At 71.5% G+C, this 24984-nt stretch carries 24 protein-coding genes and 3 tRNA genes; 20 read left to right on the top strand and 7 right to left on the bottom strand.

What is annotated here, in order from left to right:
* A complete protein-coding gene (locus tag FHX68_RS07920; RefSeq protein ID WP_141379943.1) occupies positions 1-864 on the top strand; it encodes a polyphosphate kinase 2 family protein in 864 nt (287 codons plus the stop codon).
* 63 nt (positions 865-927) lie between these two features.
* On the opposite strand, the gene FHX68_RS07915 is transcribed toward FHX68_RS07920, so the two are convergent.
* Together FHX68_RS07915 and FHX68_RS07910 are read right to left on the bottom strand one after the other, a co-directional pair.
* Positions 928-1689, bottom strand: a complete 762-nt coding sequence (locus tag FHX68_RS07915; protein WP_141379944.1) for a class I SAM-dependent methyltransferase — start codon at positions 1687-1689, stop codon at positions 928-930.
* Between the two features lie 83 nt (positions 1690-1772).
* Positions 1773-3038 carry an isochorismate synthase gene (locus FHX68_RS07910; protein ID WP_141379945.1) on the bottom strand — a complete coding sequence of 422 codons (1266 nt, stop codon included), beginning with the start codon at positions 3036-3038 and terminating at the stop codon, positions 1773-1775.
* A gap of 102 nt (positions 3039-3140) precedes the next feature.
* Between FHX68_RS07910 and FHX68_RS07905 the strand changes: the two genes are divergently transcribed.
* The 7 genes from FHX68_RS07905 to FHX68_RS07875 all read left to right on the top strand — a co-directional run bounded on the left by FHX68_RS07905 (position 3141) and on the right by FHX68_RS07875 (position 9579).
* On the top strand, positions 3141-3701 hold the full coding sequence (locus tag FHX68_RS07905) for a DUF402 domain-containing protein (RefSeq protein ID WP_141379946.1): 561 nt from the start codon (positions 3141-3143) through the stop codon (positions 3699-3701).
* Positions 3702-3836: 135 nt separating this feature from the next.
* Positions 3837-4499: a class I SAM-dependent methyltransferase gene (locus FHX68_RS07900; protein ID WP_141379965.1), complete on the top strand. Its 663-nt coding sequence runs from the start codon at positions 3837-3839 to the stop codon at positions 4497-4499.
* 71 nt (positions 4500-4570) lie between these two features.
* On the top strand, positions 4571-5632 hold the full coding sequence (locus tag FHX68_RS07895) for a polyprenyl synthetase family protein (RefSeq protein WP_141379947.1): 1062 nt from the start codon (positions 4571-4573) through the stop codon (positions 5630-5632).
* Positions 5633-5708: 76 nt separating this feature from the next.
* Entirely contained in the window at positions 5709-7082 is a 1374-nt protein-coding gene (locus FHX68_RS07890) for an FAD-dependent oxidoreductase (RefSeq protein WP_141379948.1), read from the top strand.
* A 190-nt stretch (positions 7083-7272) separates the two neighbouring features.
* Complete coding sequence (locus tag FHX68_RS07885; protein WP_229661399.1) at positions 7273-8100, top strand: endonuclease domain-containing protein; 828 nt, start codon at positions 7273-7275, stop codon at positions 8098-8100.
* 139 nt (positions 8101-8239) lie between these two features.
* Complete coding sequence (locus FHX68_RS07880; RefSeq protein ID WP_141379949.1) at positions 8240-9247, top strand: alpha/beta hydrolase; 1008 nt, start codon at positions 8240-8242, stop codon at positions 9245-9247.
* Positions 9244-9579 (top strand): hypothetical protein, encoded by a 336-nt coding sequence (locus tag FHX68_RS07875; RefSeq protein ID WP_141379950.1) that lies wholly within the window; start codon positions 9244-9246, stop codon positions 9577-9579. The genes FHX68_RS07880 and FHX68_RS07875 overlap by 4 nt, the downstream gene beginning before the upstream one ends.
* 67 nt (positions 9580-9646) lie before the next feature.
* Here FHX68_RS07875 and FHX68_RS07870 read toward each other — a convergent pair whose 3' ends face one another.
* On the bottom strand, positions 9647-10975 hold the full coding sequence (locus tag FHX68_RS07870; RefSeq protein WP_141379951.1) for a D-alanyl-D-alanine carboxypeptidase family protein: 1329 nt from the start codon (positions 10973-10975) through the stop codon (positions 9647-9649).
* Between the two features lie 3 nt (positions 10976-10978).
* Positions 10979-11467: a YajQ family cyclic di-GMP-binding protein gene (locus tag FHX68_RS07865; RefSeq protein WP_141379952.1), complete on the bottom strand. Its 489-nt coding sequence runs from the start codon at positions 11465-11467 to the stop codon at positions 10979-10981.
* A gap of 479 nt (positions 11468-11946) precedes the next feature.
* On the opposite strand from FHX68_RS07865, the gene FHX68_RS07860 reads away from it, so the two are divergent.
* Positions 11947-12171 (top strand): hypothetical protein, encoded by a 225-nt coding sequence (locus tag FHX68_RS07860; protein WP_141379953.1) that lies wholly within the window; start codon positions 11947-11949, stop codon positions 12169-12171.
* Positions 12172-12326: 155 nt separating this feature from the next.
* Here FHX68_RS07860 and FHX68_RS07855 read toward each other — a convergent pair whose 3' ends face one another.
* Positions 12327-13205: a GNAT family N-acetyltransferase gene (locus FHX68_RS07855; RefSeq protein ID WP_141379954.1), complete on the bottom strand. Its 879-nt coding sequence runs from the start codon at positions 13203-13205 to the stop codon at positions 12327-12329.
* Between the two features lie 62 nt (positions 13206-13267).
* Positions 13268-13825: a GNAT family N-acetyltransferase gene (locus tag FHX68_RS07850; RefSeq protein ID WP_141379955.1), complete on the bottom strand. Its 558-nt coding sequence runs from the start codon at positions 13823-13825 to the stop codon at positions 13268-13270.
* Positions 13826-13891: 66 nt separating this feature from the next.
* Between FHX68_RS07850 and FHX68_RS07845 the strand changes: the two genes are divergently transcribed.
* The 8 genes from FHX68_RS07845 to FHX68_RS15545 all read left to right on the top strand — a co-directional run bounded on the left by FHX68_RS07845 (position 13892) and on the right by FHX68_RS15545 (position 18765).
* Positions 13892-14377: an FBP domain-containing protein gene (locus FHX68_RS07845; protein ID WP_141379956.1), complete on the top strand. Its 486-nt coding sequence runs from the start codon at positions 13892-13894 to the stop codon at positions 14375-14377.
* A gap of 87 nt (positions 14378-14464) precedes the next feature.
* A tRNA-Tyr gene (locus tag FHX68_RS07840) sits at positions 14465-14546 on the top strand.
* A 143-nt stretch (positions 14547-14689) separates the two neighbouring features.
* A complete protein-coding gene (locus tag FHX68_RS07835) occupies positions 14690-15676 on the top strand; it encodes a hypothetical protein (RefSeq protein WP_141379957.1) in 987 nt (328 codons plus the stop codon).
* Positions 15677-15683: 7 nt separating this feature from the next.
* On the top strand, positions 15684-16475 hold the full coding sequence (locus tag FHX68_RS07830) for an inositol monophosphatase family protein (RefSeq protein WP_174799096.1): 792 nt from the start codon (positions 15684-15686) through the stop codon (positions 16473-16475).
* A 134-nt stretch (positions 16476-16609) separates the two neighbouring features.
* Positions 16610-17956, top strand: coding sequence for a M23 family metallopeptidase (locus FHX68_RS07825; RefSeq protein WP_141379958.1), 1347 nt, complete (start codon positions 16610-16612; stop codon positions 17954-17956).
* 61 nt (positions 17957-18017) lie between these two features.
* Positions 18018-18089, top strand: a tRNA-Thr gene (locus tag FHX68_RS07820).
* Positions 18090-18124: 35 nt separating this feature from the next.
* Positions 18125-18201 (top strand) — tRNA-Met (locus FHX68_RS07815).
* A 165-nt stretch (positions 18202-18366) separates the two neighbouring features.
* The gene (locus FHX68_RS15545; RefSeq protein ID WP_211345071.1) at positions 18367-18765 is read left to right on the top strand and encodes a hypothetical protein; all 399 of its coding nucleotides are present in this window, start codon (positions 18367-18369) and stop codon (positions 18763-18765) included.
* Here the strand turns inward: FHX68_RS15545 and FHX68_RS07810 are convergent.
* Positions 18731-20248, bottom strand: a complete 1518-nt coding sequence (locus FHX68_RS07810; protein WP_141920153.1) for an IS1634 family transposase — start codon at positions 20246-20248, stop codon at positions 18731-18733. The genes FHX68_RS15545 and FHX68_RS07810 overlap by 35 nt on opposite strands.
* 173 nt (positions 20249-20421) lie before the next feature.
* Between FHX68_RS07810 and FHX68_RS07805 the strand changes: the two genes are divergently transcribed.
* The 3 genes from FHX68_RS07805 to FHX68_RS07795 are packed head-to-tail and all read left to right on the top strand — an operon-like array spanning position 20422 to position 24979.
* Complete coding sequence (locus FHX68_RS07805; protein WP_141379778.1) at positions 20422-22149, top strand: ABC transporter ATP-binding protein; 1728 nt, start codon at positions 20422-20424, stop codon at positions 22147-22149.
* Positions 22146-24188 carry an ABC transporter ATP-binding protein gene (locus FHX68_RS07800; protein ID WP_141379779.1) on the top strand — a complete coding sequence of 681 codons (2043 nt, stop codon included), beginning with the start codon at positions 22146-22148 and terminating at the stop codon, positions 24186-24188. Before FHX68_RS07805 ends, FHX68_RS07800 begins: the two co-directional genes overlap by 4 nt.
* A complete protein-coding gene (locus FHX68_RS07795; protein WP_229661476.1) occupies positions 24185-24979 on the top strand; it encodes a sulfite exporter TauE/SafE family protein in 795 nt (264 codons plus the stop codon). Before FHX68_RS07800 ends, FHX68_RS07795 begins: the two co-directional genes overlap by 4 nt.
* Positions 24980-24984 lie beyond the last annotated feature (5 nt).

Raw genomic sequence — 24984 nt, 5'->3', positions numbered from 1 at the left:
ATGACTGCGAAGAGCCAGAAGCACTGGACGGGCGACCCCGCCGACCTGCTGCGCGTCGGTCAGGGCTTTCGCCTCGCCGACGTCGACCCCGACGCCAAGCCCGGCTACACGAAGGGCAAGAAGCGGGGGGCCGAAGACCTCTCCGCCGGCGCCGACGAGCTGGACGAGCTGCAGGAGCGCCTCTACGCCCAATCGCGCGTCGACGACGGCTCGCCCGCGGTGCTCCTCGTGCTGCAGGGGATGGACACCGCCGGCAAGGGCGGCATCGTGCGCCACGTGATCGGCGCGGTCGACCCGCAGGGGGTGTCGCTCGCGGCATTCAAGAAGCCGACCCCCGAAGAGCTCGCGCACGACTTCCTCTGGCGCGTCGAGAAGCACGTGCCGCAGCCCGGGTTCATCGGCGTCTTCGACCGGTCGCACTACGAGGACGTGCTGATCGGGCGGGTCCGCCACCTCGCCGATGACGCCGAGATCGAGCGGCGCTACGGCGCGATCAACGCCTTCGAGAAGGGGCTGGTCGACCGGGGAATCCGCATCGTCAAGGTGATGCTGCACATCTCGTCGGACGAGCAGAAGGCGCGCCTGGCCGAGCGCCTCGACCGCCCGGACAAGTATTGGAAGTACAACCCCGCCGACGTGGACGAGCGGGCGCTGTGGCCGCAGTACATGGATGCCTACCAGACGGTCTTCGACCGCACCTCGACGCCCGACGCACCCTGGTTCGTCGTGCCCGCCGACCGCAAGTGGTACGCGCGGCTCGCAGTGCAGGCGCTGCTGCTCGACGCCCTCGAAGACATCGACCCGCAGTGGCCGGCCGCCGACTTCGACGTCGCCGTCGAGAAGGCGCGGCTCGCCGCGTCGTGAGCCTGCCGCGGCTCGGGGGCCGGGCGCTCGCGCCGCGGCTCAGGCCGCGAGACCTCGTGCGGCTCAGGCCGCGAGACCTCGTGCGGCCCACGCGGTGCCGGTGATCTCCACCGGTCCGCCACCGAAGCGGTCGCGCGCGGCCGCGCGGATCCGCCCGATCGCCGCGTCGTCCAGGCCGTCGAGGGTGTGCGCCGTCGAGCCGACGCCGAGCGTGTGCACCCCCCACCACTCGTCGACGTCGTCGAAGACCGCCGTGACCGACAGTTCGGCCTCGGCGACGTCGCGGCATCCCGCGTCGCGCAGCCGGAGGGCGAGGTCGCCCCGGTCGGTGCCGGGCCGCGCCGCCCCGCGGCCGCGGCCGGTCTCGGCCGATGCGAGTGTGAGAAACGCGGAGTGTGGAGCGCGGGCGTTCTCGAAATCCCACACGCACGCCGCGACGACGGCGCCCGGGCGCGCGACCCGCACCATCTCACCGATCCCGGCGTGCGCGTCGGTCATGAAGTGCACGACGAGCTCCGCGTACACACCGGCGAAGGTGTCGTCGGCGAACGGGAGATGCTCCGCCGGGCCCACCCGCGCGTCGACGCCGGGCACGCGCAGGGCGAGCTCCGCCACGAACCCCGGCTTCGGATCGATCGCCGTCACCGCCGATGCGCCGCGTCGCTCGGCGAGGACGGCGGTCAGCGCGCCCGGGCCGCTGCCGACGTCGAGCATCCGCCCCTCGTCCGGAACGCCGGCCCACGTCGCGAACACGTCGGCGAGGGGGACCGAGAACCGTCCCATGAAGCGGTCGTAGTCGGCGGCGGCGACGTCTTCGAACACCATGGCGCGAGTGTACGCTGCGGCCTTCCGCCGTTCAGGCGAGAGCGCTGCTCAGGCGGCCACGCCGCTCTCGGCGCCCGGGCCGCTCAGGCGAGCGCGTCGACGATGGGGCGGAACTTCACCCGGGTCTCGAGCAGCTCGGCCTCCGGGTCGCTGCCGGCGACGATCCCGGCGCCCGCGTGCGCGGTGAACGGGATGCCGCGCTCGTCCGCCCCGGCGAGGTCGAACTGCGCGCCGCGGAGTGCGATCGCCCACTCCCCGTCGCCGTGCGCGTCGACCCAGCCGACCGGTCCGGCGTAGCGCCCGCGATCGGAGGGCTCGATGCGCGCGATGGCCGCGAGCGCGGCATCCGTCGGCGTTCCGGCGACCGCGGCCGTCGGGTGCAGCACTTCGATGAGGTCGAGCACCGAGGTCTCGGTCGAGGTCGTCGCCTCGACGTCGGTCGCGAGGTGCCACACGTTCGGCAGCGCGAGGGTGAACGGCTGCTCGCTCGTCGCGAGGGCCTTCGTGAGGGGAGCGAGGGCGTCGACGAGGCTCCGGACGGCGAAGCCGTGCTCGGAGAGGTCTTTTGCGCTGGATGCCAGGGCGAGCGCCGCCTCGCGGTCGGAGTCGGGGTCGGCGCCGCGGGCGAGCGTGCCGGCGAGCACGCGGGCGGTGACCGTACCCCCCGATACCGTCACGAGGGTCTCGGGGCTCGCGCCGATGAGGCCGTGCACCGCGTAGACCCACGTGTCGGGGTAGCCCGAGGCGAGGGAGCGGACGAGGCGGCGGAGGTCGGAGCCGGCCGGCACGGTGCCGGCGAGGTCGCGTGCGAGGACGACCTTGCTCACCTCGCCGGCGGCGATCGCGGCGAGGCCCGCGCGCACGGCGTCCTGATATCCCTCGGGCGTGAGCGCGCCCGGGCCGACGGCGGCCGACCAGTGCGGGCCGAACGGGACGACCCGCGGCTCGTCGGGGTCGGGCGCACCGGCATCCGGCAGCACCCACGTCGCCCACGTGCGATCGCCGGCGTGCCCGATCGTGAGCCGCGGCACGGTCAGCACCGCGGGCGCGGCCGAGTGCGCGTCGAAGGGCAGCGCGCCGAACGCGACGAGCCCCGACCCGGGCGTCTCGACGTGGTCGTCGACGTGCGCGGCGGCGGCGACCTCGCGCCAGCGCGCGGCGAGGGAAGCGGTGTCGGTGCCGGGGGCGGTGAGGGTCAGGGCGTCGCCGACGCCGACGAGCCACGATCCGCGGCGGCCCCAGACGAGCGGGTCGGCGGGATCGGCGTAGGCGAGCAGATCGCCGCCGAGGGGCGCGATCTCGCGGGTCACGACGCGCAGCCGAGCGGTGCGGGTTGCGGCGGAGATCACCCGTCCAGCCTAATCCGGCCCCGCCGCGCCCCGGCCGCCCGCCGGCCGCGCCGCCCGCCGGCTCTCGTCCGGACTGAGGTGCGAACGCGTAGGCTCGCGCACATGAGCACCGCGGCCCCCGCATCCCCGCCCGACCTGCCCGCGCCGGGCACCCGGCTCGTCTTCCGGTGGACCAAGTGGGACGGGTCACCGCACTGGGAGCACGACTGCGTGTTCCTCGGCAGCGACCGGTGGGGCGACTGGGTGGGGCAGCGGTCGGGGTGGCGGAGCGTCCGCCCCGGCTACGACTTCGGCTCCGACGGCGACAACGTCACCCTCATCCCGCCGACCGGCGAGTTCGCCGCGACGTTCAACGCCACGCACCCGCGCGTCGCGATCTACATCGACATCGCCTGGGACGTGCGATGGCAGGACGGCAGCCCGACCGGCATCGACATGGACCTCGACGTCATCCGCGCCCGCGACGGCCGCGGCATCTGGATAGACGACCGCGACGAGTGGGCCGAGCACCGTGTGCAGTACGGCTATCCGCTCGACATCGCCACGCGGCTCGAGCAGGTCGCCCTCGATCTCGAGCGCGAGGTCACCGAGGAGAGCACCCCCTACGACGGGGCGACCGCGGCGCACTGGCTGGCCGCGCTCGACCGCCTGGCGCCCGCCTAGGATCGAACGGTGACCGAGCCTCGCCCCGAGCATCCCGCCGACACGCCCCACCCCGACGCCGCGCCCGCCGCGCACGACGCCGCGCCCGCCGCGCACCGCGCCGACCTGGGCAAGGACCCGTCCCGCGTGAGCGGCATGTTCGACGAGGTCGCGAGCGGCTACGACCGCACCAACACGGTGCTGAGCCTCGGGCAGGACAAGCTCTGGCGCGTCGCGACGACCCGCGCCGTGGCGCCCCGCCCGGGGCAGCGCATCCTCGACCTCGCCGCCGGCACCGGGGCGAGCTCGGTGGCCCTCGCCCGGAGCGGCGCGGAGGTCGTCGCGGGCGACTTCTCGCCCGGCATGATCGCCGAGGGGCGCCGCCGGCACGGGCACGTCCCGAATGTCACGTTCGTCGAAGCGGATGCCATGGCACTGCCCTTCGGTGACGGCGAGTTCGACGCGGTCACGATCTCGTTCGGGCTCCGCAACGTCGCCGACCCGCACGCCGCGCTCGCGGAGATGCTGCGCGTGACCGCGCCCGGCGGGCGCATCGTGATCTGCGAGTTCTCGCACCCGCAGAACGCCGCGTTCGCGGGCCTCTACGGCTTCTACAACGACCGGGTGCTGCCGCTCGTCGCGAAGGCGGTGAGCTCGAACGCCGACGCGTACGACTACCTGAACGAGTCGATCCGCGACTGGCCCGACCAGAAGACCCTGTCGGGGTGGATGCGCGAGGCCGGGTGGACCGAGGTCGCGCACCGCGACCTCACGTTCGGCATCGTGGCGCTGCACCGCGGCGTCAAGCCGTTCGCGTGAGGCGAGCCGTTCGCGTGCGGGTGCGGGTCGGCGGCGGACCGCGCCCGGGCGGGCCCCGGTAGGCTGGAACCGTGACTGCGAGCCTTCCCGCCTCCGGCGAGCGCCTCTCGGCCCAGCTGGGCCTGACCGAGCGCGTGCTGGCCGGCCCCCGCATGCGCAAGCTGCTGCGGGTCGTCGAAGACGGCCTCGACCGCGTCGAGCAGACCCTCGCGCGCGAGCTGAAGGTCACCGACACCCTCGCCGACGCGACCACCCGCTACCTCTATGAGGCGGGCGGCAAGCGCGTGCGCCCGATGCTGACGCTCCTCACCGCCGAGCTCGGCGAGGGCGCCACCGACGACGTGATCGCCTGCGCCACGGCGCTCGAGATGACCCACCTCGGATCGCTCTACCACGACGACGTCATGGACGGCGCCGACGTCCGCCGCGGGGTGCCGAGCGCGCACGCGGTGTGGGGCAACAACGTCGCGATCCTCACCGGCGACCTCCTCTTCTCCCGGGCCAGCCAGCTGATGGCGCAGATCGGCGAGCGGGCGATCCGCCTGCAGGCCGACACCTTCGAGCAGCTCGTGCTCGGCCAGATGCACGAGACCGTCGGGCCGCAGGCCGGGGAGGACCCGGTGGACTTCTACCTGCAGGTGCTCGCCGACAAGACCGGATCGCTCATCGCGGCATCCGCGCACGCCGGCGCGCTCTTCTCGGATGCCCCGTCGGAGTACCGCGACCCCGTGCGCCAGTACGGCGAGAAGGTCGGCGTGGCCTTCCAGCTGCTCGACGACGTGATCGATCTGTCTCCCGACGCGGACGAGACCGGCAAGGTGCCCGGCACCGACCTGCGCGCGGGCGTGCCGACCATGCCGTACCTGCTGCTCGGCCGTTCCGGCGACCCCGCCTCCCAGGCGCTCAAGGCGACGATCGACGATGGCGTCCTCCGCATCGCCGACGGCGCCGACCCGGCGATCCTCGACGACGCGATCACGGCGCTGCGCGAGCACCCCGCGACCGAGGCCACCCGGCAGCAGGCGTACGAGTGGGCGGATGCCGCGGTCGAAGCCATCGACCCGCTGCCGGCCGGCGTCGTGCGCGACGCGCTGGTGAAGCTCTCGCACGTCATCGTCGACCGCTCCAGTTGAGGCATCCTCGACCGTCTCGACACGCTCACGACACCATCAGGGATCGACTCGCGGTCCCGCACTGCAAAGGAACACCATGACCAAGCTGAGGCTGGCCATCGTCGGCGCGGGCCCCGCCGGCATCTACGCGGCGGACATCCTGCTGAAGGCCGAGCGCAAGTTCGACGTCTCGATCGACCTGTTCGACCACCTGCCCGCGCCGTACGGCCTCGTCCGCTACGGGGTAGCTCCCGACCACCCGCGCATCAAGGGCATCATCACGGCGCTGCGCGACGTGCTCGACCGCGGGGACATCCGCATCTTCGGCAACGTGCGCTTCGGCGAGGACCTCACCCTCGAGGACCTCAAGCAGCACTACAACGCCGTCATCTTCGCGACCGGCGCGATCCGCGACGCCGCGCTCGAGATCCCCGGGATCGACGCGGTCGGCTCTTACGGGGCCGCCGACTTCGTCAGCTGGTACGACGGGCACCCCGACTTCCCGCGCGAGTGGCCGCTGGATGCCGCGTCGGTCGGCGTCGTCGGCGTCGGCAACGTCGCCCTCGATGTGGCGCGCGTGCTCGCCAAGCACGCGGAGGACCTGCTTCCCACCGAGATCCCCGCCAACGTGCAGGCCGGGCTCGAGGCATCCCCCATCACCGACGTGCACGTGTTCGGGCGCCGCGGCCCCGCGCAGGTGAAGTTCACGCCGCTCGAGCTGCGCGAACTCGGTGAGCTCCGCGACGTCGACATGGTCGTGTACGACGAGGACTTCGACTACGACGAGGCATCCCAGGCCGCGATCGCGTCGAACAAGCAGGTGATGGTCATCGACCGGGTGCTGCAGTCGTGGCGCAAGCGCGAATCGGTCAACAATCAGGGCGGGACGGCGTCGCGCCGACTGCACCTGCACTTCTGGGCGAAGCCGGTCGAGGTGCGCACCGATGACGACGGCCGCGCGGCGGCGCTCGTGTACGAGCGCACCCGCCCCGACGGGCAGGGCGGCGTCGAGGGCACGGGCGAGCTGCGCGAGATCCCGCTGCAGCAGCTGTACCGGGCCGTCGGCTACTTCGGGTCGCCCCTGCCCGGCGTGCCCTTCGACAAGAAGCACGGCGTGATCCCGAACCACGAGGGTCAGGTCCTGCGCAAGGACTCGAACGAGCGCGTCCCCGGCGTCTACGCGACGGGCTGGATCAAGCGCGGTCCGGTCGGTCTCATCGGACACACGAAGTCGGATGCGATGGAGACGGTCAGTCACCTCATCAACGACCAGGGGTCGTGGTGGCAGCCGGCCGATCCGTCACCCGAGGCGATCCCGGCGCTCCTCGAGTCGCGCGGCGTGGTCTGGACCGACCTCGACGGCTGGCACCGTCTCGACGCGCACGAGATCGCCCTCGGTGAGCCCGTGGGTCGCGCGCGCATCAAGGTCGTCGACCGCGACGAGATGGTGCGGGTCTCGCGGGCCGAGTAAGCCGCGCGGCGGCGTTCGGGAGGACATCGGCATTCGGGAGGACTCCTGAGCCGCATTCGCCCTCCCGAGTGCAGAAACCCTCCCGAACCACACCCGCATCGCGTTCTCCCCAGGCGCCGATCCGGGGGATCTGTCCACAGATGCGCCGGATCGGCATCCGCCGGGGCGCCCCCGGGTCGAGCATCGTGTCGTGGACGTTTCAGCATGGACGGCAGCGCGCGGCGGGGTCGTGCGCGTGTCGGCGCTGATGGATGCAGGGGCATCCCGACACACGATCGCCACCGCCCGCGAGTGCGGGACGCTCGTCCGTGTCACGCGCGGGTGGGTCGCCCTCCCGGGCGCCGACGACCTTCTGGTCGGGGCGGCGCGGCGGGGCGTCGTGCTCACGTGCGTGACTCAGGCCGCCCGGCTCGGGCTCTGGGTGCTCGCGAGCGGGCCCCGCCCGCACGTGGGCGCGTCACCGCACGCCGGGCGGGCGCCGACGCAGGAGGCGGTCGTGCATCGTCACCGCCCGCTCGTGCCTCGGCATCCGGATCATCTCGTCGATCCCGTCGAGAACGTGCTCCTCACGGTCGCGCACTGCCAGCCCTTCGAAGCCGGGCTCGCCGTATGGGAGTCGGCGCTGCGACAGGGGCTGGTCTCCGCGCTGACGATGCGCCGGCTCGCGTTGCCGTCGTGCGCGCGGCGGCTGCTGGATGCCGCGGACGTCTGGTCGGACTCGGGCCTTGAGACACTCGTGCTGCCGCGGTTGCGATGGATGCGCCTGCCGCTGCGCCGCCAGGTGTGGATCGCGGGGCATCGGGTGGACCTGCTCATCGGGGACCGGCTCGTCCTCCAGATCGACGGGGCGCACCACACCGGCGCGCAGCGCGACGAGGACATCGCGCACGATGCCACGCTCACCCTCATGGGCTACCACGTCATCCGCGTGAGTTACCGGCACGTCGTGGATGACTGGGCATCGGTGCAGGACACGATCATGCGTGCGGTTGCGCAGGGCCTTCACCGGGCCCGGTGAGCGGATTCCGGGCGCGGCGTTCGGGAGGACATCGGCATTCGGGAGGACTCCCGAGCCGCATTCGCCCTCCGGAATGCAGAAGCCCTCCCGAAAGCGGGCCGGCGGCGGACCGCCGCGGAGGCCTCGTTAGGCTGGCGGCATGACCGACGTGCAGAAATGGGTGCCCGACATCCTGGGTGCGCCGTTCGAACAGCTGACGCTGCTGCTCGGGACGGATGCCGAGGGTGACGTCGTCGCGACGCTCGTGCGGTCGCGGCCGCGCGCAGCGGCGCTCGCGCCCCTCGTCGACGTCGACGTCCTGTACGTACACGGCTGGTCGGACTACTTCTTCCAGACCGATCTCGCCCGCTTCTGGAACCGGCTCGGCGCGCGCTTCTACGCCCTCGACCTGCGCAAGTACGGCCGGAGCATGCGGCAAGGTCAGACGCCGGGCTATGTCGCGAGTCTCGACGAGTACGATGCCGACATCGCCGCCGCCCTCGACGCGATGCGCGCGCGCTCGCGCGGGCGCGCGCGCCGGTCGCCGCGGCGCCTCGTGCTGATGGGGCATTCGACGGGCGGACTGACCCTGAGCCTGTGGGCCGCACGTCACCCCGGCGAAGCGGCGGCGGTCGTGCTGAACAGTCCCTGGCTCGAGCTGCAGACCGGGGCCATCGGGCGGCAGGCGATCGCGCCGCTGGTCGCCGCGCGGGCGCGTTTCGATCCGCTCGGCACGAATCCCGTCGTCGACCTGGGGTTCTACACGCGCGCGCAGCGCGAGCTCGGCACGCTCCCGGACAGTCCCGAGGGATGGCGCCCCGAACGCGGCTTCCCGACGCATCCGGGCTGGCTCGCCGCCGTCATGAAGGGGCACTCGACCGTCGCCGCCGGGCTCGACATCGACTGCCCGGTGCTCGTGCTGCTGTCGAAGGGATCGACCTCGCCGATCCAGTGGTCCGACGCGATGACGACGACCGACAGTGTGCTCGTCGTCGACGACATCGCCCGCACCGCGACGCGGCTCGGCAATCGGGTCACGGTCATCCGCGTCCCCGACGCGATCCACGACGTCGTCCTGTCGGGTGCCGAGCCGCGCGCGCACGCCCTCGCGGCGCTCCGCGCGTGGCTGATCGAGGGCGCCCTGGCGCCGATCGAGGCGCGGGTGTGAGCGACGCGGATGCCGGGGCGGACGCGACGCCGAGCGAGTTCGACCAGGCAGTCACGTGGCTGCAGCGCCTCACCGGCGACCCGCTCGCCGACGCGGTGCCCGGTCGGATCCGCATCGATGAGGTGACGGACGCCTCGCCCCGCCCGCGCTACCAGGAGTGCCGCATCGAGGCCACCGCCGAGGCGCCGGGCGTTCCGCCGACGCCGGTGACGCTGCACGTCGTCATCGACCGACGGTTCTGGCCGCGCGTGGGTCAGGTGCTGCCGGCGCGGGTGCCGCCGGGCAGCCCGGCCGCGCTCGAGGTGTCGTGGGACGCGCTGCGTCGGGCTTGACCCGCCGCAGCGTGGCTCGCGCGCGACGCCCCGCGCGGCGCGGCGCCCACCCCGCGCGGTGCCCGCGTCAGCCCAGCAGCTCGGCCGGATGCGTGAGGCGCCACCAGTCGGTCGGCGGCTCGATCGTGCCGCGCACGCGGAGCGCGGCCGTGGTGTACGCGGGGCCGGCGGTCCAGGTGACCGATCCGACCTGCTCGCCGTCGCGGTACTCCGTCGGGTTCGTGATGTCGGTGGCGATCGTGATCGGGGTGTCCGACCAGGTTCGCAGTGAGGCGGCGTCCGCGACAACCAATTGAGCGGTGGCGCCCCAGGCGGTCGTGTACGAACCGACGAGCGTCTCGGCGGAGACGAGGGGCACGTCCCGGAACCCGGCGCGGATGCTGTCGAGGAGGCCCAGCACCGCGGCATCCTGCGACGATCGCGAGGCGCCGCCGAGGGTGATGCCGGTGACGTCGAGGGGCTCACCGACGCCGGTGTCGACCGTCGCGGTGAACAGCAGGCTGAAGGTGCCCTCGCCGAGGTTGCCGGTCTTCAGACCGGTGACGCCCCCCTCGCCGAGCAGCGTGTTGGTGTTCGTGAGGTGCCCCGGCCCGGGCAGGGTGATGTCGGGGGTCGCCGCGATGGCGCGGATCGTCGAGTTCGCGGCGGCGAGCTGCGCGATGCGCAGGAGGTCGCTGGGCGTGCTGACGTTCCGGGGGCTGATGCCGGTCGGCTCGACGAGGGTCGTGCCGGTCAGGCCCTCGCGGGCGAGGAACTCGTCGGTCGCGGCGAGGAAGGCGCTCCGTGATCCGTAGGCCCAGGTCGACACCGCGTCGGCGTAGTTGCTCGCCGACGGGATGAGCATCGTCGCGAGCGCGTCGCGCAGTGTCATGGAGCTGCCGGTGGGCATCTCGGCGACCGCCGCATCCTGCACGTAATAGACGTCGTACAGGTCGTGGGCGGCCTTGTCGAACGTGACGGTCGGGCCGGCCTCGCCGTCTCCGATCGGGTGCGCGTCGAGCACGACCAGCGCGGTGACCACCTTGCTGATGCTCGCGATCGGGCGCGGCGAGTCGTCACCGGTGCTGAGGTGCAGGCCGTCGGCGCCGAGATAGTCGGGGGCGCCGGTCACGGTGACCGTGGTGGCTCCCTCGGCGGGCAGGGCGAACGCCGCCGGCGCGACGACCGGCGCCGTGAGGCTGCGCGTGTTCGCGACGGGGGAGGGGAGCGGGGCGTTCAGCGCCCAGGCGACGTAGCCGACGATGGATGCCGCGATCACCGTCACCACGATGGCGAGGGTGAGGAGCGCTCGCCGCACGCGACGACGCCGCGCGGCGCGCGCCGCAGGATCGGGCGCTGCCTGAACGCCCGGCTCGAAGAGGTCGGAGAGATCCGGCAGCAGGTCGGGGTCGTGCACGCCTTACCGGTAGTTGACGAATTGCAGGTCGACGTCGAGATCGGCGGCCTTCAGCAGGCGCTGGACCTCCTGGAGGTCGTCGCGGGACTTCGACTGCACGCGCAGCTCGTCGCCCTGGATCTGCGACTTGACCGACTTCGGAGCCTCGTCGCGGATCATCTTTGAGATCTTCTTCGCGTCTTCGGAGGAAATCCCTTCCTTGAGCGTCGAGGTGATGCGGTACTCCTTGCCGGAGGCCTGCGGGTCGCCCGAGTCGAGCGACTTCAGCGAGATCCCGCGCTTGATGAGCTTCGACTGGAAGACGTCGAGGATCGCCTTCGCGCGCTCTTCGCTGTTGGCCTTGATCAGGATCGCGTCGCCCGACCATTCGATCGAGGCATCCGTGCCCTTGAAGTCGTAGCGCTGCTCGACTTCTTTGCGCGCCTGGTTGAGGGCGTTGTCCGCCTCCTGGCGGTCGATCTTGGAGACGATGTCGAACGAAGAGTCAGCCATGCCGCCAATCTACCCACCTCGCGCCCGCGCGGTCACCTCGCCCGCTGTGCGGGTGGCGCGTGCTCGCTGCGTTCTCGCCGGCTGCTCGCCGTCGTTCGCCGTTCACAACGTCGGAGATTCTCGGACCCGCGGCCCGGGAATGCCCCATACGGACCCCCGGGCACGAAATCTCCGACGTTATGAACACGGCCCGCGCCACACTGGTCGGGGAGCAGCCTGATTTCCCGAGCCGAAGGACACCCCGGCATGAGTGAGTTCGTCTATCACGCGGTCGTGGATCTGCTGCCCGGGACCGACGCGCTCCTGCCGGTGTCGGCGCTTCGGGGCATCGACGAGGCGGCCTATCGGCGTGCGATCTCGAAGTATGACGACACCCCTGAGCGTCGCCGGCTGGCGCAGACGCAGATCCCGGTCATCGATCGCGGGTGGACCGAGGTGGTCTTCCTCTCGCCGGTCCATCCGCACGCGATCTGGTCCGCATGGATGAAGATCGCCCCGCCCCGCCGCCGCCGCCGATGGAGTTCTGGCAGATTCCCGTCGAGTCCTTGCAGGCGCCGCCGGCGAACCGCGCGTGGCTGGCATCGCTCGCTGCGGCCGGCCGGCGGGGCGCGTGGTTCAACCGCACGCCGCACGTGGTGACGGCCGGACCCGTGCTGCTCGGCGCGGCGACCAGTGTCTCGTCGGATGCCGCGCCCGCGCCCTGAGCGCCGATGCGCGCAGCCGCCGGTTCGCAACGTCGGAGAATCGGCCTTCAGCGGCCTCAGAAGGCCCGAATCCGGGCCCCGCGCACACAGTCTCCGACGTTATGAACGCGGCCCGCGCCGCACCGGCTGCGGGCCCATACGCAAAATCTCCGACGTTATGAACGCGGCCGCGCCGGCGCCGGCACCGCCGGCACCTCGACGAGGTGGAACCAGCGGCCGGTCGGGCCGAGGCGGGTCCACACCGGCAGGAAGTGCGGGTCCGACACGTGCCCGTCGAAGACGACATCGGTCTCGCCGCGCGCGGCGAGCACGTCGAGAGAGCGCCGGACGCAGCCTTCCACGAGGCGCTCGCCGTCGGGGGTATCTGCAGCGGTCGTCTCGGCAGTGACGACCGGGGGTGACTCGTCAAGATAGACCATGCAGTTTGCGACGACCCGCCCCGCGACGACCCGCCCCGCGACGACCGCCACCGACGTCGCGTCGCGGTCGAGCTCGTCGGCGAGGTCTTCGTTCAGCGCCTCTGCGAACTGCGGGCCCACGGGACTCCACGCCGCGTGCGTCCAGGCGTAGACGGCGGCATTCGCCTCGGCGATCTGCAGCCACTCGACATCGGCGGCGCTCCGCACCGCGGGGTGGTGTCGCAGCGCGGTCCGGGACGCGACGGCGATGTCGGCGGGCGGCACGACCTGGATGGTCCGAGCGGCGAGTGCGCGCGCGAACGCCATCCGGTCGTCGTCGACGTAGCCTCTCGTCATGAACGCGAGGTCGTCGCCGCGTAGCGCGCTCAACCGCGCGGACATCTCGCGCCCGAGTCCGCGCCGCCGGCGATAGGGCGCGACGGCGATCTCGAACCAGTACCGATCACCGTGCACGCGCGAGGTCCAGAGGATGCCCGCAGCCACGGCATCCTCGCCCTCGATCCCGACGACGGAGCGCGTGTGCGCGTCGCGCCACCGATCGGGTCGCAGCGGGATCTCGCGCATCCACTCGGGCGCCGCGTCGATCGCGTCCTGCGTCAACGGTCGGAAGTCCACCCGATCACCCTCGCACAGCGCGCCGCGGCCCAAGCGCCCCCGCCCCGGCACCGCCACCCCGGTCACACCGCCGGCCAGCCCTCCTTCGGCGTGCGGTCGTCGGTGCGGAGCATCTCGCCGGTCCAGCACTGGATCGGCGACCCGTCGCGGTTCGGGATGCGTCCGGTCTGTTCGCCGGTGAAGCGGAATCCGCACTTCTGCGCGACGCGCATCGAGGCGACGTTGCCGACGGTGCACTCCCAGCGCATGCGGTCGACGTCCGTGCGGGCGAACGTGGTGTCGATGACGGCCTCGAGCGCTTCGGGCAGGATGCCTCGCCCGCGATACGGCGAGCCGAGCCAGTAGCCGACCATCCCGCCCTCGAGGCGCACGCTCACCACTCCGAGCAGCGCCGACTCGCCCCGTTCGCGGATCGCCCACGTCCATTCCCGGTCGGTCGTCCATCCCTTCGGCGCGTAGCCCTCGATGAAGCCGACCGCGTCGTTGCGGGTGTACGGCCACGGCGTCACCATGAACCGCTCGAAGACGGGTTCGGCGCAGTAGCGGGCGACGTCGTCGACACCGGCGTCCGTCAGCTGGTCGAGGGTGAGGCGCGCGGTCTCGAGTGCGAAGGGGGTCATCCCTCGATCGTAGGGATCGGTTCGCGGCCCCGCGCCCGTGCCGCCGCTCGCTCATAGACTGGACGGATGCTGGCGCTGACCGATGACCAGGTGCGCGCGGCGCTCGTGAACGCGACGCCCGACGAGCGCGCACGCTTCGCCGCACCGTTGTCGCTCGTGCTCGCCGACTGGGATCACCTCGACTTCCTCGCCTGGACCGACCCCGAGTTCCGCGGGCGCGGCTACGTCGTGGTCGAGCACGACGGCGTGCCGACGGGAGTCGTGCTGCGCGCAGCATCCGGCGCTCGTCCGCGCGCTGCGATGTGCAACCTCTGCCACACCATGCAGCCGGGCAACCAGGTCGCGCTGTTCACCGCCCGCCGCGCGGGCGAGGCTGGGGAGCGCGGCGACAGCGTCGGCACGTACATGTGCGCAGACCTCGGATGCCACGACAACGTGCGCCTGGCCGCACCGCTCGCTCCGAGTGAGGTGCGCGCGAGCGTCGATCGCCGCATCGACAGCACGCGGGAGCGCGTCGAGGCGTTCGTCGAGCGCGTCGTGGACCCGGTCTGAGGGCTCGGTTTTTCGCATCGCGCGCGGATGAGTAAGATAGGTGATCGCGCCTCCGCTCGACTGTACAAGCCGGTCGGGTGCGCACCCGGCGAGTTACCCAAGCGGCCAAAGGGAGCTGACTGTAAATCAGCCGTCTTAGACTTCGGGGGTTCGAATCCCTCACTCGCCACCCGGAAAATCCCCGGTGAGACCGAAAAGTCTCGCCGGGGATTTCGGCGTTTCGGGCCTCGCCCCGGTGCGGTGTCGGCCATTCGTGTCAGGATGGGAGCGACGCCCGCCGGATGCTCCGGCCGCCCCGCCGAAGGGACCGATATGAGCCAACCGATCACCTCACCCGAGTCGAACAAGATCCTGCGCGCGTCGATCTGGGTCGCGATCGGCGCCCTGATCGCGGCCGCCCTGGTCTGCGTCGTCTGGGTGCTCATCGGCGACGAGAACGGCATCGTCGGCAAGGCGTTCCTAACGGTGCTGCTGCTCGCGGCCTTCGCGGGGGTCGCGATCCTTGAGACGAACCTCGCCGCCCGGCGCCCCGCGTGGCTCGCCCTCGCGAGCATGCTCGCGTGGGTGCTGATCCTGCTGATCGGCGCATTCCTGATCTGGATGCCGACGAGCGGGCACTTCGGCGTCGGAGCCGAGCGGTTCTTCCGCTTCATCCTCATCGCGCTCATCATCCAGGGCGTGCTGCTGCACGCCCGACTCCTGCTGCAGGCGTACTCGCGGCACCAGACCGGGTTCACGACGGCGGTCACCTCCGTGACGATCGGCCTCGTCGTGATCCTCGGGGTGATGCTCGTGCTGCCGCTCATGACCGACGAGTTCGTCCACTACCGCCCGCTGTACTGGCGCGTCGTCGTGGCGCTCGCGATCCTCGCGGCGGTCGGCACCGCGATCGTCCCTCTGGTCAACGCGCTGTTCGCCCCCAAGGCGCCCCGCGCGGCGGCGCCCGCTCCCTACAACGGCGTCCCTCCCGCGTACGGACGAGTTCCCGCTGCAGCGCTGACGCCCGCGCCGCTGCCTTGGCCGACCTTCGCCGACGGCGTGACCCCGCTCCCGGCACTGCCCGACGGCACTCCCGACTGGAACGCCTACTACACGGGCCGTCCGACGTACGCACCCGCGGCCTCGGCCGCGCAGGCGTCGCAGCCCATGTCGGCCGCCGCGGCTGCGCCCACCGCCGCCGCTCCCGCGGCCCCTCCCACCGGCGCCCCGGCATCCGATCCCGCCGCCGCGCCCTGGTACCGCGGATACCCGCCGCCCCCGCCCGTACCGACGCAGCCTCCGGTCGCCCCGCGGGATTGACGGAGCCATGGTGGATGCGTCCGACCTGCTGCTCCTGGCCGAGCAGATCGCCCGTGAGGCGGGGGAGCTGGCACGTCGCCGCCGCGACGAGGGAGTGCGGATCGCCGCGACAAAGTCGGCGCTCGCCGACATCGTCACCGAGGCCGATCGCGAGGTCGAGACCCTGATCCGGGCGCGGCTGGCCGCCGCGCGTCCCGGCGACGGCTTCCTCGGGGAGGAATCCGGGGCGGAGCGCGGCTCGACGGAGATCACGTGGGTCGTCGACCCGATCGACGGCACGGTCAACTACGCCTATGGCATCCCGCACTACGCCGTCTCCATCGCTGCGGTCGCCGGCGACCCCGATCCCGAGCTGTGGTCGGTGCAGGCCGGCGTCGTCTTCGCGCCCGTGACCGGTGACCTCTTCCGCGCGGCGCGGGGGAGCGGCGCCTGGCTCGGCGCCGACCGCCTCGCGGTGTCGCGGCCGACGGATGCCGGGGCGCTCCTCGCGACCGGATTCGGCTACGACCCGGCCACCCACGCCGGAGACCTCGAGCGCGTGCGCACCGTCATGCCGCTCGCCCGCGACCTGCGTCGCGCGGGCGCCGCGTCGCTCGACCTCGCGTACGTCGCGGCGGGGCGGCTCGACGGTTACTTCGAACGCGGCCTGGCGCCGTGGGATCACGCCGCCGGTGCGCTCCTGGTCGAGGAGGCGGGCGGCGTCGTCGGCGGTGCGCCCGGCGGTCGCCCCGGCAGGCAGATGACGATCGCCGCGGGGCCGGACCTCTACGCCGCCCTCGACACAGCGATATACCACTGACCATTCGTGGCATTCCCGGACCCGCAGGGGTAGTGTTTACCCGATCGTTACCTTCGCCGCCCGAACGGTGCAGGTGATCAGAAGCCCGATTCACGACGCCGCTGCCCCCGGAGCGGCCGGACGAGAGCCAGCATTTGACGTTCGACACCCCCCAGGCTGACGCCGCGCCCACGCACCGCTCCAGCCGCCGACCCTCCGCGCCTGTCGCGGCGGAGGCGCCGGGTGCTCCCCTCACCCGCGCCGAGCTCCGCCGCCGGGCCGCTGCAGCCCAGGCGGCACCGTCCTCCGTCGACGCGCCGTCCGCGGACGCCGCCATCGGCGTCGAGCAGGTCGCCCCGTTCGGCGCCGAGATCTCCGTGGCCGAGGCCGTGGTCGCCGACGTCGCCGCCGCCATCATCGGCGAGACCGTCGGCACCGAACCCGACGCCGCGTCGCGCCGCCGCCTCCGCGAGGCCACCGAGGCCGTGTTCGCCCACGTCGCCGAGAGTGAGGCGGCGACGCCCGAGCGCGCGGCGGAGCCGGCCCCCGAGGCATCCACGTCGGCCTTCGTGAACCCCGAGCCGTGCCACCTCGACGAGTTCGAGTTCGCCGCCCGGCTCTTCTCCTTCACGGGCGAGACGCCGGTGCAGCGCACCGCGGCGTCGACCGCCGACGAGGCCGCGGAGACCGCCGCGCCGGTGTCGGCCTCGACCGTGCATCTCGCCGCCCGCCGGCCGCGCCGCGGACGCGTCGTCTTCCAGCGCGTCGCCGCCGCCTCGTTCTCGATCGGCGTCATGACGATCGTCGGCATGCTCGCCGTGGGCACGACGACCCCCGCCGCGGCCGTCGCCTCCGCCTCCTCCGCGCTGACGACCGACATCTCGGCGTCGGCGAAGGGCGCGGCGAAGAAGTCGGACGGCACTGTTCAGGCGTTCGTCACCTCAGGCGCGAAGGATGCCACGGCACTCGACCGTCCCGAGGGGTACAACGTCGCCTCGATGTCGGAGATCGCCGCCGACTCGGGGGTCACGATCTTCGCGGGCACATGGGTGAACAACCCGTCCGCGCCGATCCAGTGGCCGTTCCCGGTCGGGGTGCCCGTCTCGGCGGCCTACGGCTCGTCGTCGTACCTGGCGGAGTTCTCGTCCGCGCACAGCGGCGTCGACCTCACGCCGGGCGAGGGTGCCGAGGTGCACGCGGTCGCCGCCGGCACCGTGCGCATCGCGACCGAATCGGGCGGCGACTACGGCGTGACGGTGCTCATCGACCATGTGATCGACGGCCAGGTCGTCTCGACCCGGTACGGCCACATGCAGTACGGCTCGCTGCAGGTCTCGCAGGGCGAGATGGTCACCGCAGGGCAGGTCATCGGCAAGGTCGGGCAGACCGGCAAGGCGACCGGTCCGCACCTGCACCTCGAGGTCCTCCTCGGCGGCACCACGACCACCGACCCCATGCCGTGGCTCGCCGAGCACACGACGGGCACGCACACCGTCGGCTGACGGTTCGGCACAGCGCTTCGGCTCTGATATTCTTTTCTGGTTGCCCGCTCGCGGGCAGCACGCCCCGATAGCTCAGTGGCAGAGCACTTCCATGGTAAGGAAGGGGTCGTCAGTTCAATCCTGACTCGGGGCTCGCAGCATCCGCATCTCGCCGTGCGGGTGCAGCGCGGCAGGGTAGCTCAGTTGGTGAGAGCGCACGACTCATAATCGTGAGGTCGCGGGTTCAAGCCCCGCTCCTGCTACCAGACGAAGGGCCCCGATCGGGGCCCTTTTCGCCTCTCCGGAGGCCCGTGACGAAAGTCACCTTTGCCGCCTGCGGCGTGCACCTGGTATCTCTGGGGTGATCGGTCTGGGGCCGGTCATGGGGAGCGGCGCCGTGGGGGCGCAGCACCATCGAGGACGGGGGTCCGATGGAGCAGACCGTATTGATCCCGGCGGCGTATCGCTGCCCCGATCACGACAACCAGCAGGCCGTCACCGACGGGGTGCGCCGACTCGTCGAAGTCGAGCGGGTCGTGCACGCCGACCAGACCAGCGGCCCGTTTCGCGTGAGCGTGACCTGCCCCGGCCGCGCCGGCGACCCGGCGAGTGCCCACCGCCGGGTCTGCGAGGGGTCGTGGCGGGTCGCCGACCTCGCCGTACCCCGAACGCGCGCCGCGCACCGCGCGCCGCGCACCGCGCAACGCGCACCGCGCGCGGCGCCCGCGCCCGCGCCCGCTGAGGCATCGCGGCTCACCCCGATCCGCGCCCGTGTCGGACCTGGATCGTGTCAGATTAGTGCCCCACGCCCGGCCGGAGTGCGGCGATGATGTCGGCGGCTTCCTCCGTTGGCGGGGTGGTCGCGGTGAGTTCGTGTCCGTCGATGGTGATCGTGACGTCACGCAGCGGGCGCAGCGCGCGGACGATACGGCGGACCGTCACGCCGGTGGTCTTGTAGAGGTGCCGGCTGATCGCGAGAGCGCAGAACACGACGGTGAGGTGCGCGTGGATCGAGTCCGCGGTCGACGCGAACATCGGCCTCGCCCGCAGGTCGGTCTTTGCCATCCGGAACGTCGCCTCGACCTGGAACAGGTCATGGTAGGCCGCCACGATCTCTGCAGCGGAAGCCGTCGCGGTGCTGAGGTTGGTGACGTACCCCTTGAGGCCGATGTATTCGCGGGCCTTCTCGACTCTTGCCCAGTTCACGCCGGGCCCCGTGCCGAGGGTGACGAACCGGTCCTTCTTCGCCGGGCGGGTGCCGGCAGCGATCTGCTCGGCGCGTTCGATCTGCTTGTTCAACGTGATGTTGTCGCGGATCTTCCGTTTGTGGGAGTACTGCCACACCACTTGCCGCTCCCGCGCGTTCACATCCGCACCCATGGTTCGGGTGGTCTCGACCGTCTCCCCATCGGTGACGATGTTCCCGACGGTCGCGTAGTGCTCGGCGAGATCGTATGGCGCGGAGGAGGTGCGGGAGCCGACGATGAAACCGAACCCGGCGTCCTCCAGCCGGTTCAGGTTCGCTGCGGACAGCATGCCGGCGTCCGCGACGACCACGACCTCGGTCGCGGAGTGACGTTCGCGGAACTGGTCGAGGACGGGCAGCAGGGTGAGGGTCTCGCCCCTGTTGCCCGCGAACTCGTGGACTTCGAGGGGGAACCCGCCCTGGTCCACGAGGAGGCCGACGAGGATCTGCGGGTCGACGCGGCGCTCTTTGCTCATCCCGACCTTGCGGAGCTTGTCTTCACGCTCCGCCTCGAAGTAGAGGGTGGTGACGTCGTAGAGCACGACGGTGAGCGGGCCAGATCGGGTCGCATGCGCGTAGGCTGCGGCGGCGATCTTCGACCGCCAGTCCTGCTCAACGCTGCGGGCGAGGGTCCGCCACACGGTCGACAGCGACGGCGCACCCGGGACACCGAGCTCGTCCCACACCCGCAGCGTGTCCGCCTTGCTGGTCGGCTCGACGACGCGGGCCAGGACCAGCTTCATGAATGTGTCGTTGCCGACCGCGTCGAACCCGAGACGGGCGTAGGCGTCCTCGAGGACATCCCACAACAACCTGGACCTCGACCCGGTCACCGTCGGCGCGGTCGTGGCCGGCGGCGTCGCGCCCAGCCCGTCCAGATCGAACGGGACATGCCCGGCCAGCTCCGCGATCCGCTCCCGCGCGATCGCGACCAGCACCGCGAGCTGCTCATCGTCGTGCGCGGAGCCGAGGTGCTCCACGATCGTCCGCACACCACGGGTCTTCGACGCGATCTGCACCGCCGTCGCACCCGACGCGGTGCGCACCTTCCGCACGAACCACCCCACCGAGCGAGTCTAGATCGACGCCATTAGTGCCCCGCACGAGGCACCAGCACCCCCGGAAAATCAAGCCTCAACGATCCTCAACCCGCGAAATCACCCGACGGTGACACGATCCAGGTCGGAGCCCGGCGATAGCATGTAGCGTCCCCTCCTCGCCGCACTTCGGGAGACCGCGCATGCTGGGAAAGCTCCTCGTCCGGTACCTCCGGACCTACAAGTGGTGGCTCGTGGGGGTGCTCGTCTTCCAGTTCGCCTCGGCCATGGCGTCCCTCTACCTGCCGCGCCTCAACGCCGACATCATCGACAAGGGCGTGGCCGCCGGCGACACCGCGTACATCTGGTCGCGCGGCGTCTTCATGCTCGCAATCGCCCTCGGGCAGATCGTCGCCTCGATCATCGCGACCTATTTCGCCGCCCGAGCCGCCATGAGCGTCGGCCGCGACATCCGCCGCGACGTCTACGAGAAGGTGAGCGGATTCTCCGAGCGCGAGGTGTCGTCCTTCGGCGCGGGCACGCTCATCACCCGCAACACCAACGACGTGCAGCAGGTGCAGATGCTCGCCATGATGGGCGCCACCATGCTCGTCACGGCACCGCTGCTCGCCATCGGCGGCATCATCATGGCGCTGCAGCAGGACGTCGGGCTGAGCTGGCTCATCGCCGTGGCCGTGCCACTCCTCCTCGTCATCGCCGGGTTCATCGTCAGCCGCATGGTGCCGCTGTTCCGCAGCTACCAGGAGCGCCTCGACGGGGTGAACCGCATCATGCGCGAGCAGCTCACCGGCGTCCGCGTCGTGCGCGCGTTCGTGCGCGAGCGCATCGAAGAGGCGCGCTTCCGGGTCGCCAACACCGGCATCCTCGTCGTCGGGCGCAAGGTCGGGTCGCTCTTCGTCATCATGTTCCCGCTCGCGATGCTCGTGCTGAACGTCACCGTCGTCGGGGTGATCTGGTTCGGCGGCATCCAGGTCGACGCCGGCCACGTGCAGATCGGCACGCTCTTCGCGTTCATGCAGTACGTCGGTCAGATCCTCATGGGCGTGCTCATGGCGACCTTCATGACGATCATGATCCCGCGCGCCGCCGTCTCCGCCGACCGCATCGGCGAGGTGCTCACCTCGAACGACGCCCTCGAGCGGCCGGAGAACCCCGTCGCCACCTTCCCCGAGCGCGGCGTCGTCGAGTTCGACGACGTCTCGTTCACCTACCCCGGCGCGGAAGCGCCGGTGCTCGAGGACATCACCTTCCGCGCGGATGCCGGGGAGACGGTCGCGATCGTCGGGTCGACCGGCTCGGGAAAGACGACCCTCGTCTCCCTCATCCCGCGCCTGTTCGACGTCACCGGCGGCACGGTCCGCGTCGGCGGCGTCGACGTGCGCGCCGCCGACCTCGACCTCATGTGGCAGGGCATCGGCTACGTGCCGCAGAAGGCGTTCCTGTTCACCGGCACCGTGGCATCCAATCTGCGCTTCGGCCGCGAAGAGGCCACCGACGACGAGCTCTGGCATGCCCTCGACATCGCCCAGGGGCGGGACTTCGTCGCGGAGATGGAGGGCGGGCTCGGCGCCCGCATCGCGCAGGGCGGCACGAACGTGTCGGGCGGCCAGCGCCAGCGCCTCTCGATCGCACGCGCGATCACGCACCGCCCCGAGATCCTCGTGTTCGACGACTCGTTCTCGGCGCTCGACGTCGCCACCGACGCGCGCCTGCGCGCCGCGCTCTGGCGGGAGCTTCCCGAGGTGACCAAGATCGTCGTCGCGCAGCGCGTCTCGACGGTCGTCGACGCCGACCGGATCATCGTGCTCGACGGCGGCCGCATGGTCGGCGCGGGCACCCACACCGAACTCCTCGAATCCAACGAGACGTATCGCGAGATCGTCCAGTCGCAGCTGGGGGTGGACGCATGAGCGCCTCGCCCGGTCCGGACACCGCGCGCGAGACGCCGCTGTCCGAAGAGGAGCAGTACGAGCTCGAGCTCGCCGAGCAGGCGCGGCTGAACTCCGGCGACTGGGATTCGGTCGCCCCGGGCAAGGCATCGAACTTCCGACAGAGCTTCTTCCGCATGATCGGGCTGCTCGCACCCTACAAGTGGGCGTTCGCGTTCGTCTCGCTCCTCGGCGCGATCGGCGTCGTGCTCGCCGTCATCGCGCCGAAGGTGCTCGGCGAGGCGACCAACGTCATCTTCGAGGGCATCGTCTCGGTCGCCCTCGGCGACCAGTTCCCGCAGGGCACGTCGCAGGCCGACGTCGTCGCGGCCCTCCGCGCGGCCGGTCAGACCGACATCGCCAACATCGTCTCGGCGATGCAGAACTTCCAGGTCGGCGCGGGCGTCGACTTCGACCGCCTCCGCGGCGTCGTGGTCGCGGTGCTCGCGATCTACATCGCCTCGGCGTTCCTCACCTGGGTGCAGGGCTACGTTATCAACGTGATCATGGTGCGCACGATGTGGCGGCTGCGCGAAGAGGTCGAGGCGAAGATCAACCGCCTGCCGCTGGCCTACTTCGACCGCGTGCAGCGCGGTGAGCTGATCTCGCGCGTCACGAACGACATCGACAACATCACCCAGACGATGCAGCAGTCGCTCTCCACGGCGGTCACGAACGTGCTCACCGTCGTCGGTGTGCTCGTCATGATGTTCTCCATCTCGTGGCAGCTCGCCATCGTCGCCCTGATCGCGCTGCCGCTCATGGCCGTCGTGTTCGGCGTGATCGGCCCGAAGTCGCAGAAGGCGTTCAACACCCAGTGGCGCAAGGTCGGCCGCCTGAACGCACGCGTCGAGGAGTCGTTCTCCGGCCACGCCCTCGTGCGCGTGTACGGGCGCGAGAAGGACTCGCGGGAGAAGTTCCAGGAGGAGAACGAGGAGCTCTACGAGGCCGCGTTCAAGGCGCAGTTCCTCTCCGGCCTCATGATGCCCGCGATGATGTTCATCGGCAGCCTGAGCTACGTCGGCATCGCCGTGCTCGGCGGTCTCATGGTGGCATCCGGTCAGCTGCGCCTCGGCGACGTGCAGGCGTTCATCCAGTACTCGCAGCAGTTCACCCAGCCCCTCTCCGAGCTCGGCGGCATGGCCGCGGTGGTGCAGTCGGGCACGGCATCGGCCGAGCGCGTGTTCGAGTTGCTCGACGAAGACGAGCAGGAGCCGGATGCCCCGGGCGCGCCCGCGCTCGTCGAAGGCCCGGGCGTCATCGAGTTCGAGCACGTCGCCTTCAGCTACAGCCCCGACAAGCCGCTCATCCGCGACCTGTCGTTCCGCGTCGAGCCGGGACAGACGGTCGCGATCGTCGGCCCCACCGGCGCCGGCAAGACGACCCTCGTCAACCTGCTGATGCGCTTCTACGAGCTGGACGGCGGGCGGATCCTGCTCGACGGGCAGGACATCGCCGCGCTCACCCGCGACGACGTGCGCTCGCGCACCGGCATGGTGCTGCAGGATCCGTGGCTGTTCGCCGGGTCGATCCGCGACAACATCCGCTACGGCAACGAGGATGCCTCGGACGAGCAGATCGTCGAGGCCGCGGTCGCGACCCGCGTCGACCGGTTCGTCCACTCGCTGCCCGACGGCTACGACACGATTCTCGACGAGGACGCGGCGAACGTCTCGGCGGGGGAGAAGCAGCTCATCACGATCGCCCGCGCGTTCGTCGCCTCGCCCGGCGTGCTCATCCTCGACGAGGCGACCAGCTCCGTCGACACCCGCACCGAGCTGCTGCTGCAGCACGCGATGGCGGCCCTGCGCGAAGGACGCACGTCGTTCGTGATCGCGCACCGGCTCTCGACCATCCGCGACGCCGACCTCATCCTCGTGATGGAGCACGGCGACATCGTCGAGAAGGGCACCCACGACGAGCTGATCGCCGCCGAGGGCGCCTACTGGCGGCTGTACCGCTCGCAGTTCGAGCAGGCCGCGACGAGCGACGACACCGTGGCCGACGAGGCGACCGCGTGAGCGCGGTCGCCTCCCGGCGGAGCCCCCGCTTCGTGCTGTCGTGTATCGGCATCGGGCTCGCCGCGGGACTGTTGTCGGGCCTGTTCGGCGTCGGCGGCGGCACCGTCATCGTGCCGATGCTCGTGCTGCTGCTGCATTTCGACCAGCGGCTGGCCGCCGGCACGTCGCTCGCGGCGATCGTGCCGACGGCGACGGTCGGGGTGATCTCCTATGCGATGCACGACTCGGTGGCGTGGATCCCCGCGCTCATCCTCGCCGCCTTCGCCGTGATCGGCGCGCAGATCGGCACCTGGCTGCTCGCGCGGCTGCCGCAGAATGCGCTGCGCTGGGGCTTCGTGGTCTTCCTCGCCTTCGTCATCGTGATGATGTTCGTCGTCGTCCCCTCCCGTGACGCCGAACTGGTGCTCACGTGGGGGACGGGCATCGCCCTCGCCGCGCTCGGTCTGATCACGGGCATTCTCGCGGGCCTGCTCGGTGTCGGCGGCGGCGTCGTCGTGGTGCCGGCGCTCATGATCTTCTTCGGCACGAGCGACCTCATCGCCAAGGGCACGTCGCTGCTGATGATGATCCCGACCGCCATCTCGGGCACGATCGGCAACCTCCGGCGCGGCAACGTCGACCTGCTCGCCGCGGCGCTGATCGGGGGAGCAGCCTGCACCACGACGGCGCTCGGCGCGTGGCTCGCGGCCCTCCTCGATCCGGCGGTCGCGAACATCCTCTTCGCGGTGTTCCTCGTCTTCATCGCCGTGCAGATGGCGTTGCGTGCCCTGCGCTCGCGCCGTGCCCGCTGATCGGG

This window comes from Microbacterium lacticum (assembly GCF_006716815.1).
In the GTDB taxonomy this organism is placed as follows: domain Bacteria; phylum Actinomycetota; class Actinomycetes; order Actinomycetales; family Microbacteriaceae; genus Microbacterium; species Microbacterium lacticum.
This window is presented reverse-complemented; position numbering and strand designations above follow the sequence as displayed.